Origin of the sequence: Streptomyces sp. NPDC097981 (assembly GCF_040302565.1) — a bacterium.
In the GTDB taxonomy this organism is placed as follows: domain Bacteria; phylum Actinomycetota; class Actinomycetes; order Streptomycetales; family Streptomycetaceae; genus Streptomyces.
Genome location: NZ_JBEORW010000021.1, coordinates 62924 through 77469, shown reverse-complemented (window position 1 = coordinate 77469; position 14546 = coordinate 62924). Strand labels below are relative to the sequence as shown.

At 71.1% G+C, this 14546-nt stretch carries 14 protein-coding genes and 1 pseudogene; 7 read left to right on the top strand and 8 right to left on the bottom strand.

Annotation, left to right across the window (positions count from 1 at the left end):
• The first annotated feature begins 245 nt into the window (after positions 1 to 245).
• Entirely contained in the window at positions 246 to 1046 is an 801-nt protein-coding gene (locus ABTY04_RS21205; protein WP_352214904.1) for a class I SAM-dependent methyltransferase, read from the top strand.
• A gap of 60 nt (positions 1047 to 1106) precedes the next feature.
• On the opposite strand, the gene ABTY04_RS21200 is transcribed toward ABTY04_RS21205, so the two are convergent.
• Positions 1107 to 1574 (bottom strand): DUF5709 domain-containing protein, encoded by a 468-nt coding sequence (locus ABTY04_RS21200; RefSeq protein WP_352214903.1) that lies wholly within the window; start codon positions 1572 to 1574, stop codon positions 1107 to 1109.
• Positions 1575 to 1778: 204 nt separating this feature from the next.
• Complete coding sequence (locus tag ABTY04_RS21195) at positions 1779 to 2294, bottom strand: SixA phosphatase family protein (protein WP_352214902.1); 516 nt, start codon at positions 2292 to 2294, stop codon at positions 1779 to 1781.
• 331 nt (positions 2295 to 2625) lie between these two features.
• On the opposite strand from ABTY04_RS21195, the gene ABTY04_RS21190 reads away from it, so the two are divergent.
• Positions 2626 to 3219, top strand: coding sequence for a TetR/AcrR family transcriptional regulator (locus ABTY04_RS21190; protein ID WP_352214901.1), 594 nt, complete (start codon positions 2626 to 2628; stop codon positions 3217 to 3219).
• Positions 3216 to 4055, top strand: a complete 840-nt coding sequence (locus ABTY04_RS21185) for an alpha/beta fold hydrolase (protein ID WP_352214900.1) — start codon at positions 3216 to 3218, stop codon at positions 4053 to 4055. The genes ABTY04_RS21190 and ABTY04_RS21185 overlap by 4 nt, the downstream gene beginning before the upstream one ends.
• Positions 4056 to 4091: 36 nt before the next feature.
• Here ABTY04_RS21185 and ABTY04_RS21180 read toward each other — a convergent pair whose 3' ends face one another.
• From ABTY04_RS21180 to ABTY04_RS21165, 4 genes are all read right to left on the bottom strand, one after another.
• A complete protein-coding gene (locus ABTY04_RS21180) occupies positions 4092 to 4517 on the bottom strand; it encodes a YciI family protein (protein WP_352214899.1) in 426 nt (141 codons plus the stop codon).
• Between the two features lie 279 nt (positions 4518 to 4796).
• Positions 4797 to 5234: a subtilase-type protease inhibitor gene (locus tag ABTY04_RS21175; protein WP_352214898.1), complete on the bottom strand. Its 438-nt coding sequence runs from the start codon at positions 5232 to 5234 to the stop codon at positions 4797 to 4799.
• 384 nt (positions 5235 to 5618) lie between these two features.
• The gene (katG, locus tag ABTY04_RS21170) at positions 5619 to 7805 is read right to left on the bottom strand and encodes a catalase/peroxidase HPI (protein WP_352214897.1); all 2187 of its coding nucleotides are present in this window, start codon (positions 7803 to 7805) and stop codon (positions 5619 to 5621) included.
• A gap of 143 nt (positions 7806 to 7948) precedes the next feature.
• On the bottom strand, positions 7949 to 9265 hold the full coding sequence (locus tag ABTY04_RS21165; RefSeq protein WP_352214896.1) for a hypothetical protein: 1317 nt from the start codon (positions 9263 to 9265) through the stop codon (positions 7949 to 7951).
• A gap of 318 nt (positions 9266 to 9583) precedes the next feature.
• Here ABTY04_RS21165 and ABTY04_RS21160 point away from each other — a divergent pair, with 318 nt between their 5' ends.
• Positions 9584 to 10240 (top strand): DUF5701 family protein, encoded by a 657-nt coding sequence (locus tag ABTY04_RS21160; protein ID WP_352214895.1) that lies wholly within the window; start codon positions 9584 to 9586, stop codon positions 10238 to 10240.
• A gap of 100 nt (positions 10241 to 10340) precedes the next feature.
• On the opposite strand, the gene ABTY04_RS21155 is transcribed toward ABTY04_RS21160, so the two are convergent.
• Together ABTY04_RS21155 and ABTY04_RS21150 are read right to left on the bottom strand one after the other, a co-directional pair.
• Complete coding sequence (locus ABTY04_RS21155; RefSeq protein WP_352214894.1) at positions 10341 to 10841, bottom strand: VOC family protein; 501 nt, start codon at positions 10839 to 10841, stop codon at positions 10341 to 10343.
• A 313-nt stretch (positions 10842 to 11154) separates the two neighbouring features.
• The gene (locus ABTY04_RS21150) at positions 11155 to 11688 is read right to left on the bottom strand and encodes a MarR family winged helix-turn-helix transcriptional regulator (protein ID WP_352214893.1); all 534 of its coding nucleotides are present in this window, start codon (positions 11686 to 11688) and stop codon (positions 11155 to 11157) included.
• Between the two features lie 217 nt (positions 11689 to 11905).
• On the opposite strand from ABTY04_RS21150, the gene ABTY04_RS21145 reads away from it, so the two are divergent.
• The 3 genes and pseudogenes from ABTY04_RS21145 to ABTY04_RS21135 all read left to right on the top strand — a co-directional run.
• Positions 11906 to 12976, top strand: a complete 1071-nt coding sequence (locus ABTY04_RS21145) for an alkene reductase (protein WP_352214892.1) — start codon at positions 11906 to 11908, stop codon at positions 12974 to 12976.
• A gap of 109 nt (positions 12977 to 13085) precedes the next feature.
• Positions 13086 to 13991: an NADP-dependent oxidoreductase gene (locus tag ABTY04_RS21140; RefSeq protein WP_352214891.1), complete on the top strand. Its 906-nt coding sequence runs from the start codon at positions 13086 to 13088 to the stop codon at positions 13989 to 13991.
• Positions 13901 to 14509, top strand: a pseudogene (locus tag ABTY04_RS21135) (alpha/beta fold hydrolase); the annotation flags it as partial. The gene ABTY04_RS21140 and the pseudogene ABTY04_RS21135, both read left to right, overlap by 91 nt.
• Between the last annotated feature and the right edge of the window lie 37 nt (positions 14510 to 14546).

Below are 14546 nucleotides of genomic sequence, written 5' to 3'. Positions count from 1 at the left end.
CGTCAGGTCGGTGACAGCACCACACGAACACTTCTTCGTACCGATCGCGCTCATCGCCAAGCCGGTGCCCGGACGGTCGTCCACCGATCCGTGGAAGTGAGTCCACCCGGGGCACCCGGCCGAGCGCTCGGCGGGGTACCCGGATGAACGGAGGGGCGGTCCGCTCGGACCGCCCCTCCGACACGTCTGCCCTGGTGGCCGAATCCCGGGTCGTGGGACGGCGCTCCGGCGGCGATGATGGCTCGATGGACAGACGGGTGGACACGCGACGGGCCCCCGCCGGCAGCCCGTACACGGGCCTGCCGGAGGCCCGTCCGGGCGGCGGAGTGCCGGGGCAGGCATACGCCGTGTCGGCCGAGTTCTACGACTTGTTGCACTCCCGGTCGTACCACCGGCACGCGCTGGCACTGGCCGGGCCGGCGGCCGCGGCGCGGGTGGGGATCGTCGAGGTCGGCGCGGGCACCGGGCTGGTCACCGACGTGCTGATCGGCGCCTCGTGTGTGCCGGTCCATGCCGTGGAGCCGGCGGCGGCCATGCGGGCCGTCCTGCTGTCCCGGCTGCACCCGCCCGCCGGGGGCTCCGTCGGGGACCGGGTGACCGTGCACGCCTGTTCGGCGGTCGAGCTGTCGCTCAGCGGGCAAGCCGATCTGGCGGTCTGCCTGCGGATGGCCTCCTGTCTGCCTCCCCATGAGCGGCGCGCGCTGTGGCGGACACTGGCCGATCTGCTGGTCCCGGGCGGCCTGCTCTTCCTGGACCGCCCGCCGGCCCGGCTACCGGCCCGGCCGGCCCGCCGCTCGCTGGGGGAGGTGCGGCTCGGCATGGACACCTACCGGGGGCAGGTCACCGCCCGCGCCGAAGGCGACCGGATCCGCTGTGACTACACCTACCTGGTGTGCCGTCAAGGCCGCGTCATGCGCCGGGCACAGGAGTCGTTCCTGCTCTGGCCGCTGTCCCGGCAGGCGCTCGGTGCGGAGCTGGCGGACGCGGGCCTCGCCCTCGAAGGCGAGCTGCCGCCGGACCTGCTGCGCGTACGGCGGCGGGTCTGAAGCTCGCCCCGGTGAGCACCCGGCGCCAGGCCGCCGCACACGCCACGAGCGGTCCGGGCCTCACCGCCCCCCTTCCCCCTCGCCCTCCTCCTCGATGAGATGCACGGCGGCCTCCTCTGCCGATGCCGCGCCGCCGTTCACACCCACATCGCGCGCGAGTACCGAGATGTGGCGTACGGGCCCGGTCTCTTCCGTGTCGGCCAGCCGGCCGGCCCGCACGGGGCCGGCCTCGGGCGCCACATCGGCCGTTTCGGCCGACTCGTCCCAGTCGGCCACGTCGGCGGCGTCCGGGTCGGGAAGCTCGCGGGCGAGCCGCTGGTCGAGGGTCTCGCCGAGGTGCTGTTCCTCGGCCGTCGTGCCGTGGTCGGCGACGGCCAGCGGCCGCTCGGGCGGCGAGTACCCCGTGTCCAGGGTCTCGTCGAGGTCGGGCTCGTCCAGGGCGTTCTCCATGTCGGGCTGAGCCTGGGCCGGGTCGTCCGCGTCCTGCGGCTGGTACACCTCGTCGCCCTGCGATTCCGTACTGCTCATGGCGTCTCCTTGCTCGAAGGGGTTCAGAGGTTCGCGCACCCCGGCCGGCCACCCCGCGGCAGCACGCCGTCATGCCGGGGATGTTTCCGGTCATACCTGGTGGATCCCCGTGATCGGCGCCGCCATGCACGCCCGACCGCCTCTCTTGTGCTCCCGGGCACGCTTCACGGGGCACGGTGGAGGTCGGGAGTGTGGCCCCGGGGCTCAGTCGCCGGGCGCCCAGAAGGCTGTCAGACGTGCTCCGCCCCAGGTCACATCCGCCCAGTCGCCCGTCACGGTCAGTACGGCGACGGCCGCGGTGGGAAACTCCGCACCGACGCGGTTGACCAGCTGCTTCGGGCCGTCCCCGCACAGGCGGTGCGCCAGCTCGTGCACGGCCGGGTTGTGGCCGACGATCAGCAGACCGGCCACCGCGACCGGCGTCTGCGCCAGGACCGTGAGCAGGCCGTCCGCGTCGGTACGGTAGAGCCTGTCCTCGTAGACGGTCGGCGGCGGGTCGGGCAGCTGCGGCAGCATCAGCCCCCATGTCTGACGGGTACGCCGCGCCGAGGAGCAGCGGGCCAGGCCGAGCGGCAACCCCTGCCGCGCGAGCCAGCGGCCGCCCTCCGGCGAGTCGCTCCGGCCGCGGTCGGCCAGTGCCCGGTCGAAATCGGCCGCCACGTCCTTCGGTACGGCCTTGGCGTGCCGGACCACGACGATCCGGCGTTCGCGAGCCGACACGTCCGCCTCCCGAGGGGTCAGCGACCGGACCGGTCGCGCCGGACTGCCCGGCCCTGGGCCGCGGCGTTCGGGGGCGTTCCGTCCCGCTTCTTGCCCGCGCTCATCTCTCGCCCTCCTGGTGTCGGCCGGGGATACCGGCGGGCCGTCGTGCCGGGCTCGCCTGCCCGACCCGTGAAGTCTCACACCCGGCGCGGGGTTTTCCCTGAAGCCATGGCCGGATCCGGTTCCGTTTCGCGCGTCGCCGGCCCTCCTTGACCGGTGGGGCGTTGCCGACTTGCCTACCTAGGATCCCTAGGATAAAACTAGGGCTCCTAGGGAATGGGGAGGGCGCATGGTGCGGGCCGGGTTGACGGCGGAGCGGGTGACGGTCGCGGGTGCCGAGCTGGCGGACGAGGTCGGGTTCGAGCAGGTCACCATGGCGCGGGTGGCGCGCCGGCTGGGCGTGAAGGACGCGAGCCTCTACGCCCACGTGCGCAGCCTGGAGGATCTGCGTGGTCGGATCGCGTTGCTGGCGGCGGACGAGAAGACCCTCCGTATCGCGGAGGCCACCGCCGGGCGGGCGGGCAAGGACGCGCTGGTCGCGTTCGCCGACGCCTGGCGGGAGTACGCCCGTGAGCATCCCGGCCGGTACGCGGCGACGCAGACCTCGATCCGGATCGACCCCGAGTTGGCCGCGCAGGCGCCCGGGCCGCGGCGCGCGGTCGAGCTGACCTACGGGATGCTGCGCGGCTACCGACTGGCCGAGCCCGACCTGACCGACGCGGTCCGGTTGCTCCGCAGTACCTTCCACGGCTTCGTGGCCCTGGAGGCCGCAGGCGGGTTCGCGCACGAGCGTTCCCCGCAGCAGTCCTGGGTCCGATCCCTCGACGCCCTGCACGTCCTCCTGGATCACTGGCCCCCGTCCCGAGAAGGAGACCCCTCATGACCGACCCGATCACCGGCACCCTGCGCGTGAACGGCGCGACGCTGCACTACGAAGTACGCGGCGACGGCCCGCTCCTGCTGCTGATCCCGGGAGGGACGGGCGGCGCGGCCTCCTTCGACGGCATCGCCGACGACCTGGCCGCGGAGTACACCGTCGCGACGTACGACCCGCGCGGCATGTCCCGCAGCACACTGGACGACCCCGGGGCCGAGCAGCGGGTTTCCGAGCATGCGGACGACGCGCTGCGGATGCTCGACCTGCTGTCGCCCGATGCGCCCGCCCGGGTCTTCGGATCCAGCTCGGGCGCGATCGCTGCCGTACACCTGCTCACCGTCGCCCCCGAACGGGTCGAGCGCCTCGTGGCACACGAACCGCCGCTCGTGGAGGTACTTCCCGACGCCGCCCGGCACCGCATGCTCCTTGCGCGGGTGCAGGAGACGTTCCACAGCGACGGGCTCATGCCGGCGATGGCCCTGTTCGCCGATGGCCTGAAGAAGGACGGTGACGCTGCCCCCCGGCCGAAGGCCGAGCTCAGGCTGCCACCGCAGGCGGCGGCACGGGCCGAGCAGACGATGGCCGACCTGCCGTTCTTCCTCGGACGCATCGTGCCGGCCTTCATGTCCCACGGCCCGGACATCCACCGGCTGGAGCCGCTGAAGGACCGCCTCGTGCTCGCCTGCGGCGAGGACTCCCGGGGCGAACTGCTCTACCGCCCGGCCGCATTCCTGGCCGAGTGCCTGGGTACGGAACTCCTGCACTTCCCCGGCGGACACACCGGCCTGACCACACACACCACCGAGTTCGGCGCTCTCCTGCGCAAGGCGTTCCGCGGGTAGGGCCACGGTCAGTGCCTGCACCGGCCACACGCAGGGTCAGCCCATCCGGCCGGGATCCGCGGGCGGCTCCCCGATCGGCCGGATGACCACCGGGTACTCACGCGAGCCTTCGGGAACGGGGCAACGGGCAACACGGGCGGCGATCTCGGTGACCCGGTCCAGACTCGCGCAGTCCAGCACCCAGTACCCGGCCATGAGGACCTCGTTCGGCCCGTACGGGTCGTCCGTGACCACCGCTCGCCCGTCGCGGTCGGCGGTCACCATCCGGGCGTCGGCCGGTGAGCTCAGGCCCTGCGCGTCGACCAGCTCCCCCGAGGCTGCGAGATCGGTGTTGATCTCCTCCATGAACGCGAACATCGCATGCAGTTCCTCCGGGCTCCAGGCGGGCGCCCGTGCGGAGGCCCTTCCGTCCATGGCGTCGTAGTCGGCCCGGGCTCCCTGCACCATCACGAGGTATCTCATCCCGTCAGGGGACTACCTCCGCCCGCCCGCCCCGCGGCACCCCGCCGACCGGGTCACCCGTGCGCTGGACGAATTCGCCGGGAGGACGTCCGGCCACTGGCACGGGCTGCGCCGACCGGCTCGACCTGCACCGCGAGAGTGCGGTGGCCGATGCGGTCCCACGCACCTGCTGCCGGTCGTCGCGGCCGCGCCGGCCGCGCCGGCGCGCCTGAGCCCCGGCGGCGGCGCGAGCAGCTGTGGGACGAGGGAGACGCCCCTCGCCCCGGCTGACGGGTGGGATCAGAACGCGAAGACGGCGTTGCCGTTCAGGGTCGCCGACATGGTGCAGCTGTTGGCGAAGGTGTGCTTCCAGGAGACCCGGCTGCCCTGCCAGATGCCGTCCGCGGTCACGGTCACGGGCGCGTAGTGCATCGGGCACGCGCGGTTCACGTCGGGCGCCGCCAGCAGCCGGTCGAAGGTTCCGCCGGTGGAGTTGAGGGCCGTACAGGCGGCCTTGGGATCGGGGTGCGTGCCCTGCGCGGACGGGATGCAGCTGAGGGTGGCGGCGCGCAGGACCGTGCCGGCGGTGGCGTTGTCTCCCTGGGTGATGGAGAAGACCATGGCGGACGGGGCGTACAGGCTGGTGGGCTTGGCCTCCGCCATGCCGGTGGCGCCGGCCAGGCACAGGAGGGCGGCGGCAGAGACGGCAGCGAAGCGATAGCGCACGACAAGACTCACTTTCGATACGAAGGTTGAGCGCGACAAATACTTGAGTCGTCGGGCTCCGATGCGGCCGAGTCTGTCGGATTCGAAGGTGTGTCGCATGTTGATGGCCGTTTTACGGACACGTCGTTCGTATATCGGATAACGAATGGTCGTTCGGGCAGCTCGCGCGGGGTGCGCCCGCTCCGCGACCGCACGGAAACAGGGGGTGACGGCACGAACGGCCGCCCGCATGCAGGACGCTGACCTGCCGTCGAGCTTCTTGCGTTCACCTGAAGGCCATTCGGCTTGTCCGAATCAGTGTGGTTCCGCCTCCGTCACCGTCCCGACCGGACCCCGAGGATGCCCCGGTCGGCCGACGAGCGGCCTGCCGACCGGGGCATCGGCCCGGGTCCGGGCTCAGGAGAGGTCGAACCGGTCGAGGTTCATCACCTTGTCCCATGCGGTCACGAAGTCACGCACGAACTTCTCTCCCGCGTCCGCGGATGCGTAGACCTCCGAGACGGCGCGGAGCTGGGAGTGCGAACCGAAGACGAGGTCGACGGCGGTGGCGGTCCACTTGAGCTCGCCAGTAGCGTGATCGCGGCCCTCGAACACGTTCTCGGCCGAAGCCGAAGCCTTCCACTCCGTGCCCATGTCGAGCAGGTTGACGAAGAAGTCGTTGGTCAGCGTCTGCGGCCGATGGGTGAACACGCCGTGCGGGGACTGCTCGAAGCCGGTGTTCAGGGCCCGCATGCCGCCGACCAGGACCGTCATCTCGGGAGCGGTCAGCGTGAGCAGATTGGCGCGCTCCAGGAGCAGGGTCTCCGGCGGGAGCTTCTCTTTCGGCCGGAGGTAGTTGCGGAATCCATCCGCCCTGGGTTCGAGCACCGCGAACGCCTCCACGTCCGTCTGCTCCTGCGAGGCGTCAGTCCGCCCCGGCGCGAACGGGACCGTGATGTTGTGACCGGCGTTCTTCGCAGCCTGCTCGACAGCCGCACACCCGGCCAGGACGATCACGTCGGCGAGCGAAACCTTCGTACCGCCGGCCTGTGCTTCGAAGTCCTGCCGGATCTGCTCCAGTCCCTGCAGCACCTCCGCCACCTCGGACCGGGAATTGACCTCCCAGTCCCTCTGCGGCGCGAGCCGGATCCGCGCCCCGTTGGCCCCGCCGCGCTTGTCTGTGCCGCGGAAGCTCGCCGCCGACGCCCAGGCGGTGGTGACCAGTTGGGAGACGGAGAGTCCCGAGGCGAGGATCCTGCTCTTGAGGGCGGCGATGTCCTCGTCGGTGACCAGCGGGTGATCGACCGCGGGGACGGGGTCCTGCCACAGCTGCGGCTCGGGGATCCACGGGCCGAGATAGCGCGAGAGCGGCCCCATGTCACGGTGCAACAGCTTGTACCAGGCCCTGGCGAAGGCGTCCGCCAGCTTGTCGGGGTTCTCGTGGAAGCTCTTCGCGATCGGCGCGTAGATCGGATCCAGCTTCAGGGAGAGGTCCGTCGTCAGCATCATGGGCGCGTGCCTCTTCGACGGATCATGAGCGTCCGGCACGGTGTCCTTGGCCGAGGGGTCCGTGGGAGTCCACTGGTGCGCCCCGGCCGGGCTCGTCGTCAGCTCCCAGTCGTACTTGAACAGGTTGTCCAGGTATCCGTTGTCCCACTTCGTCGGCGCGGTGGTCCACGCCCCCTCAAGCCCGCTGGTGAGCGCATAGGCGCCCGAGCCGGTGCCGTACGTGTTCCGCCAGCCGATGCCCTGCTGCTCGATGGGGCAGCCCTCGGGTTCCGGACCGATGTACGCCGGATCGACCGCACCGTGGCACTTGCCGAACGTGTGGCCGCCGATGATGAGCGCGGCCGTCTCCTCGTCGTTCATCGCCATGCGCTTGAACGTCTCGCGGATGTCCTTGGCGGCGGCAATCGGATCCGGGTTGCCGTTGGGCCCCTCCGGATTGACGTAGATCAGCCCCATCTGCACGGCACCGAAAGGACCGGTGAGTTCCCTGTCGCCGACGTAGCGCTCATCTCCGAGCCATGTGTCCTCGGGCCCCCAGAAGATTTCCTCGGGTTCCCAGATGTCCTCCCGCCCGAAGCCGAACCCGAAGGTCTTGAAGCCCATCGATTCCATGGCGCAGTCGCCGGCGAAGATCAGAAGGTCGGCCCAGGAGATTTTGCTGCCGTACTTCTGCTTGACCGGCCAGAGAAGACGGCGCGCCTTGTCGAGGCTCGCGTTGTCCGGCCAGCTGTTGAGGGGGGCGAAGCGCTGAGCGCCGGCGCCGCCACCCCCTCGGCCGTCGGCGATCCGGTAGGTTCCCGCGGCGTGCCAGCTCATCCGGATGAGGAGCGGACCGTAGTGACCGTAGTCGGCAGGCCACCAGTCCTGCGACGTGGTCATCACCTCGAAGACGTCCTGTTTCAGCGCGTCGCAATCGAGGGCCGTGAACGCTTCCGCGTAGTTGAAGTCCTCGCCCAGCGGATTGGACTGCGGTGAGTTCTGGTGGAGAACCTGAAGGTCCAGTTGATTCGGCCACCAGTCCCGGTTCGTCCTGGGCCGAGTCGGCGCGGGGGCCGGAGAGGGGATTGCGGGGTTCTCGCTTTCGCTGCCGGACACGTCCGCCCTTCTTCCTGTCTCGGTGTTTCCTTCTGGTGGCCGTTTGCTCTTGCGTCGGTTGTCTTGCTGGGCCAGCGTCCGTATGGTCGCGCACCGCACACCGCACTGCTGCGAGAACACGCAGAGCGCTCCGGATCGATCGGTTACACCAGTACCCCCGCGAAGAACATCGCCCCCAAAAGGGCGTACTGGATCGAGCAGACCGCCAACAGTGGCGCCTGGATCCAGCGGGGCAGTTTCTTGATCAGAATGAGCCCGGCAAACATCTGCGCATGGTTGCGGTACCACGACATTTCCGCGCCGGCGAAGAACGGCAGCAAGAAGATCGCCACCGTCAGGATCAGGGCGGCCCACTCCTCTGTGGCGAGCCGGCGGCTGCGGATGAGCTGAACCGCGGCCGTCGCCACGATCAGCAGGACGAAGGCCACGTTCAGCCAGAGCTGGGTCCGGTGCGCGGAGAGACCGTGCTCCACCAGCCACGGCAGCTTCCCTGCGGGCTTGTACCAGTCGCTGAACGGAAAATCGTAGGCCTTCCTCATCTCGGCGAGGGGCTGACGCAGGCCGCCTTGTCCGTAACTGGATTCCTGAATGGTCTCGTACGCGTCCCAGCGGCCCGTCGCCTGCCACATCAGCCATTTGGCCCACAGCACGCCGCAGCCGGCGATGGTCGCCGACAACCCCGCCTTCGCACACCGTACGGGCCACGTGTCCCCTCGCCACGCGAAGAACGCGCTTGAAAGCAGCATCGCGACGGCGGCCGCACCGACAAGATGACAAGCGGCCGCAGTGAAACCGCCGGCAGCGGCAATGCCCCAGGAACCGCGCTTCACTCCGGCGATACAGACGAGCAGTGCCAACGTCCCCGTCGCGATCGGGAACATCGCGTGGAGATAGATACCGCCCGGGAAAACCGTACCGATGGCGAGGGTGAGGCCGGTGGCCCAGGTGAGCCGTGCGCCGAGCAGCCACCACAACACCGCGAACATGCCGAACAGAGAGGCTTCGGTGACGACGACGGCGGACATCTCGTAGGAAAGCCCGGTGGCGGAAACGGCCCGGACCGACATGGGGTATCCCGGAAACCAGGCGACGTTTCCACACATGACATCGGGAAAGTCCGGGTAACGATCCCGGCACCAAAACATCTCGTAGCCGGTCTTGGCGATGGACAGGTAGTGCTCGGAATCCCAGCGGCGACGAGCGTCCGTGGACCAGTAGGGCACCGTGGATCCGCCGCCGGCGATCGATGCCCGCGCGACCAGCCAGGTGATGAGGTTCGCGATCAGCCATGCGGCGACCGGCGGCAGCAGACGATGACGCCCATCGCGGTGCGACGGGCGTACGGTTTCCGCCGGAGCGGAACCGGTGACGGTGTCGATCGCCGGTCCCGGACCGGCAGCGCCCGGCGAACCGGCCTTGCCATCGACGCGGGAGCGCGCGGACAGGGGGAATTCGATCATCTCCAGCTCCGCGATCGTCTCGTCGGTGGGCCGGATGGAGATTTGCGTTGCGCCGCACGGCCGGGCCGGACGGTCAAGAGACCCGGCAGCCCGTGTCCCGGGCCGTGCTCGGCGGGACGGTCCCGAAGGATTCAGCCTGGCCGACGGCCCCCGGTACGGCGCCATGCTGCACGATCAGTCTGGCGAACACCTCACGGAGGTGCACCTGGAAGCCCTCCGCCGGCCGGGTACGTCCGCTGTCCCGCCGCAAGGGGAACCTTTGGCCCGGACGCCTCGTTGCCCCGGGGTCCACTGCACCGGAGCGCACCTGGGGGAAGCGTGCCCACAACCTCGTCCATCGCCACCGTGTCCGCTCTCCCGCCGCTCACCACCCAGGCCGGGCGCCTGATCGAGCTGGGCGTGCACGAGCTGTTGCGGCTGCCTGCCGACAAGGTGCGTGCCTTCGCCGAGGGAGCCGACGCCGGACACGGCGACGCCCTGCTCGCCGTCCACCCGGACCTCGCCCCCGCTTCGGCTCTCGCGCCACTGCTCCGCCGGGACGGCAAGCCCGGCTTCGTCGTCGACATGCCCGACGTCGACCGCTTCGCCCCGTCCGACAGCGTGGCGCTGCCCGACGCCCCCTTCTATCTCGTCGCCGGTCTCGATCGCGGCGACCACATGGCCAACTGGAGCCCTGACGAGGCGCTGCCCGCCCTCACCGCGCAGGAGCGCACTCCACTGCTGCTCACCGAGGGCATTCACTGGGTGCTTCAGCAGCCGGCGGTCCTGGAACGCAACCGCTGCTTCATGACCATCGGCTCCCGACTGCGCAAGGCCGACGGCGCACTGGACGCCCGCACCCCGGCGATCTGGATCAGCAACGGCACCGGGCGGGACGGCCGCGAGCGGCGCAACGCCCCGAAGGTCGGCTGGTGCTGGTGGGGCAACCGCCACACCTGGCTGGGCTTCGCCTCGGCCGCGGGTCGCACACCCTGACCGGGCGGGCAACCCCGTTCCGTCAAAGAGGCCGTGTCCGCGTGCGACGACCTCTGCCGGTCCGACCCGGCAGGCGGTCGCGGTCCGGGCCCGGTCTTCCTCAGGTGGCGGAACCTGCAGCCGAACCCGTCGCGAGATCCGCGCCCCAGCGCGCCATCGCGGCCGGCAGGTCGAGCGCGCCCGGGCGCAGGTCGGAGTCCTCGGCCGGCCAGTCCTCGCGGGGGACGCGCCACATCACCTCGAACTCGTTGCCGTCCGGGTCCTTGGCATAGAACGACTTGGACACCAGGTGGTCGCTCGCGCCGACCAGTGCACCGCGCTCGGTGAGCTTGCGGCCCAGCTCCGCCAGCTCGCCGAGCGTGCCGACCTCCCAGGCCAGGTGGTAGAGGCCGACCCGGCCCTGCTCGGGACCGGGCGCGTCGGCGCCGATCGCGAAGAGTCCGAGGTCGTGGTCGTTGAGGCTGCCGGGAGCGCTCAGGAAGGCGGCGCGGCCGGCGGCCATGTGGTCGACCTGGAATCCGAAGACGTCGGTGTAGAACGCGACGGAGCGTTCGACGTCGCGGATCCAGAGCACGGCGTGGTTCAGGCGGCGGACGGACATGCGGGTGCGCTCCCGGTGGCTCGAATGGTGTGGCTCGATGTGGTTGGGATGCATCATAACGTTCAAATTCGAACTACTGGTCCGTCCCGGCATGCAACCCCGGTCGGTCACCGGTTGCGATACCGGGAGTGATCTGCGGGACTCGCTGTTCATCCTCGACGGGCTCCACAACCGGGACGGCGGGGCCTGCATCGCATCCGCGCGAACTGCCGGCCGGCGAGGGGGACGGCGGCGAGCTGGAGGCGGGGCCGGGACCGGCGCATGGGGCGCGCGCCGGTCAACCGACCACCTGGTTCATCGCCTTTGCAAGGCGCTACCGCTCCGTGTCTGCGCCTGCGGACTCGGCGGCGGCCTCCACGAGGTTCTGCTCCAGGCGCTCCAGGGTGTGCAGGGCCGCGGTGCGTTCGTCTGCGGTCAAGCCGTCGGTGACGAGGTCTTCGAGCTGACTCCAGCTCTTCTCGACCTCGTGGCGCAGGGCGTGGCTGGCCGCGGTGGGTTCGATGAGTGACGCGCGCTTGTCGGAGGGCGAGGGGCGGCGGCGGACGAAGCCGGCCTGCTCAAGGCGCTGGACTGTGCGGGTCATGGTGGCGGCGTCGGAGTCCATGAGCCGTACCAGGTCGGTCTGGCGCTGGGCGCCGAGTTCCCACAGGTGCATCATGACCAGCTCCTGGCCGGGGTGCAGGCCGATGCGGCGCAGGAGCTGTCCGGCGTACATGCGGTGCAGGCGGGCGAGGCGGAAGATCGCGTGGCTGATGGGCCCGCCGCTGGCCGCGGACGGCACCGGGACGGTCACCTCCTCCCGGGCTCCCGCGGGATCCTTCCCGGTCTCCGGGGCGGACTGCTTCATCTCTTCCTCACTTCCTGATCAGGCAGCTAATGCTACCGCGTGACGCCGGTCCTCGCGGGCCCATCTGCCCCCGACTGGGAATTTTTGCTGGTGGGTAGGCGTGACGTGCGTCACGCGCAGGTCGGAAAGTGGCTTCAGGGCATTTACTTGTTCGGGCAGGTATCTGTTACGTTGAATGTGTCGGGGCCACCGCCCCACCACTTGCGAGGAAGAGATCATGACCACTGCTTTCGATCCGATCGTGCTGGGCGGCAAGCGCCTGGCCAGCCGCGTCGCGATGGCGCCGATGACCCGCAGCCGCGCCTTCGGGCCCGGCGCGGAGTCGACCGAGCTGATGGCGGAGTACTACGCGCAGCGCGCCGGTGCCGGGCTGATCGTCACCGAGGGCAACCAGCCCTCGGCGGTCGGCCAGGGCTACCCGGACACCCCCGGCCTGCACACGCCCGGCCAGGTGGCGGCGTGGCGGCGGGTGACGGATGCGGTGCACCGGGAGGGCGGTGTGATCTTCGCGCAGCTGATGCACACCGGCCGGATCGGCCACCCCAGCCTGCTGGCCGACGGGCTGGTGCCGGTGGGGCCGTCGGCGGTGGCCGCCAAGGGCCAGGTGTTCACCCACGAGGGCCCGCGGGACTTCGTGGTGCCGAAGGAGCTGAGCGAGGCGGAGGTCCGCGAGACGATCGCCGACTTCGCGGCCGCCGCGCGGGGCGCGATCGAGGCCGGGTTCGACGGGGTGGAGATCCACGGCGGCAACGGCTACCTGGTCCACCAGTTCCTGTCCACGAACGCCAACCGGCGCACGGACGCCTGGGGCGGCGAGGTCGAGGGCCGGATCCGCTTCGCCGTGGAGGTCGCCACCGCCGTGGCCGACGCGATCGGCCCCGAGCGCGTCGGGCTGCGGATCTCGCCCGGAAACCCGTACAACGACATCGCCGAGGACGACCACCGCGCCACCTACCGCGCCCTGGTGGCCGCGCTGGAGCCGATCGGCCTGGCCTACCTGCACGTGCTGGAGGGCCCGGACCGGGAGCTGACCCTGGAGCTGCGCAAGCAGTTCCCCGGCACGTTCGTCCTCAACCCGTTCACGTACCCGGCACCGACCGGCCCGGACGCGCTGGCACTGATCGAGGACGGCACCGCCGACATGATCGCCTACGGGGCGCTGTTCCTGGCCAACCCCGACCTGCCGGCCCGCCTGGCGGCCGGCGGCCCGTTCAACACCTTGGATACGGCCACGATCTACGGCGGCGACCACCGCGGCTACACCGACTACCCCACCCTCGCCGCCTGACCGGCGAGGCCAGCGGCGCGGCCGCCTTCGTGGTCGCCTCCGGGACCGCACCTTGAGTCAGAACCGCCTGGTTTTCCCCTTCTCCACCCCTGCTACCTGGGAGTTTCCGATGTCCACTGCGATCACTTTCTCCGAGTACGGCGCGCCCGAGGTGCTCCACCTGACCGAGGTCACCCCGCCGGAGCCGGGTCCGGGGCAGGTCCGGATCAAGGTCAGGGCCGCCTCGGTGAACCCGCTCGACATGAAGATCCGGTCCGGCCTGATGGCCAAGCTCGTCCCCGCGCGCTTCCCGGTGATCCTGGGCCTGGACGCGGCCGGAGTCGTCGACGCGGTCGGCGAGGGTGTCGAGGCGTCGGTGGGGGATGAGGTCCTGGGTGCCACTGTGGGCGGCGGCTACGCCGAGTACGCCCTGATCGAGCGACCGGTGGCCAAGCCCGACGCCCTGTCGTGGGAGGTCGCCGCCTCGCTGGTCACGGTCGGCCGGACCGCGTCCCGGGTCCTCGGCCAGCTGGGGGTGCGGACGGGGCAGACCCTGCTCGTCCACGGCGCGGCCGGCAGCGTCGGCGTCATCACGGTGCAGCTGGCCGCCGCCCGCGGCATCACCGTCATCGGAACCGCCGCCGAGCGCGACCTGGACCGCGTCACCGCCCTGGGTGCCACCGCGGTCCGCTACGGCGACGGCTGGGCGGAGCGCGTACGGGCCGACGCCCCGGGCGGCGTGGACTACGTGTTCGACGCCTCCGGCGCCGGCGTGCTCGCCGACTCCGTCACCCTGACCGGCGACGCGGGCAAGGTCCTCACCATCGCCGACATGTCCGCCCAGCAGCACGGGGTGCGCTTCAGCGCCGGCACCACCGAGCAGGGCGAGGACGCCCTGCCGCAGCTGGTGGAGCTGGCGTCCGCCGGAAAGCTCACCGTGCCGGTCTGGCGCACCTACCCCCTGGCCGAGGCCGCCCAGGCCCACGCCGACCTGGAAGCCCGCCGCAACCAGGGCAAGGCCGTCCTACTGCCCTGACCCCTCATGCCGCCGCCTCGCGTCGCCGGAACGGGCGGGGCGGCCCCGGGGGCCGCAGTCGGCGCCACCCACGACCTGCTCCCGCCCGGACCCGCCACCTCCACGCTCACCACCGACGGCCGGGCCATGCTGACCGCCCTGGAGCAGATCCGCTCCTGGTCCCACTACCGAACCACCTGGCCCCGTCACTCCTCCAAGGAACGGAACCCACCACGTCCGAGCGCACCCTCCCCGAAGCGACCTTCGCCCGCACCGTCCTGGGCTCCGGCCCCGGCCTCGCCCTCGCCCACGGCGCCGGCAGCAGCATCGCCGGCACCTACGGCCCGATCCTGGAAGGCCTCGCCGCCCGCCACACCGTCGTCGGCGTCGACTACCCCGGCAGCGGCGACACCCCCCGCTCCACCACCCCGCTCCAGCTGGACGACCTGGCCGACCAGCTCGTCGCCGCCGCCATCGCCGAGGGCCTGGACACCTTCGCCCTCCACGGCTACTCCCTCGGCGGACCCGTGGCGATCCGCGCCGCCGCCCGTCACCCCGAGCGCGTCACCGCGCTCG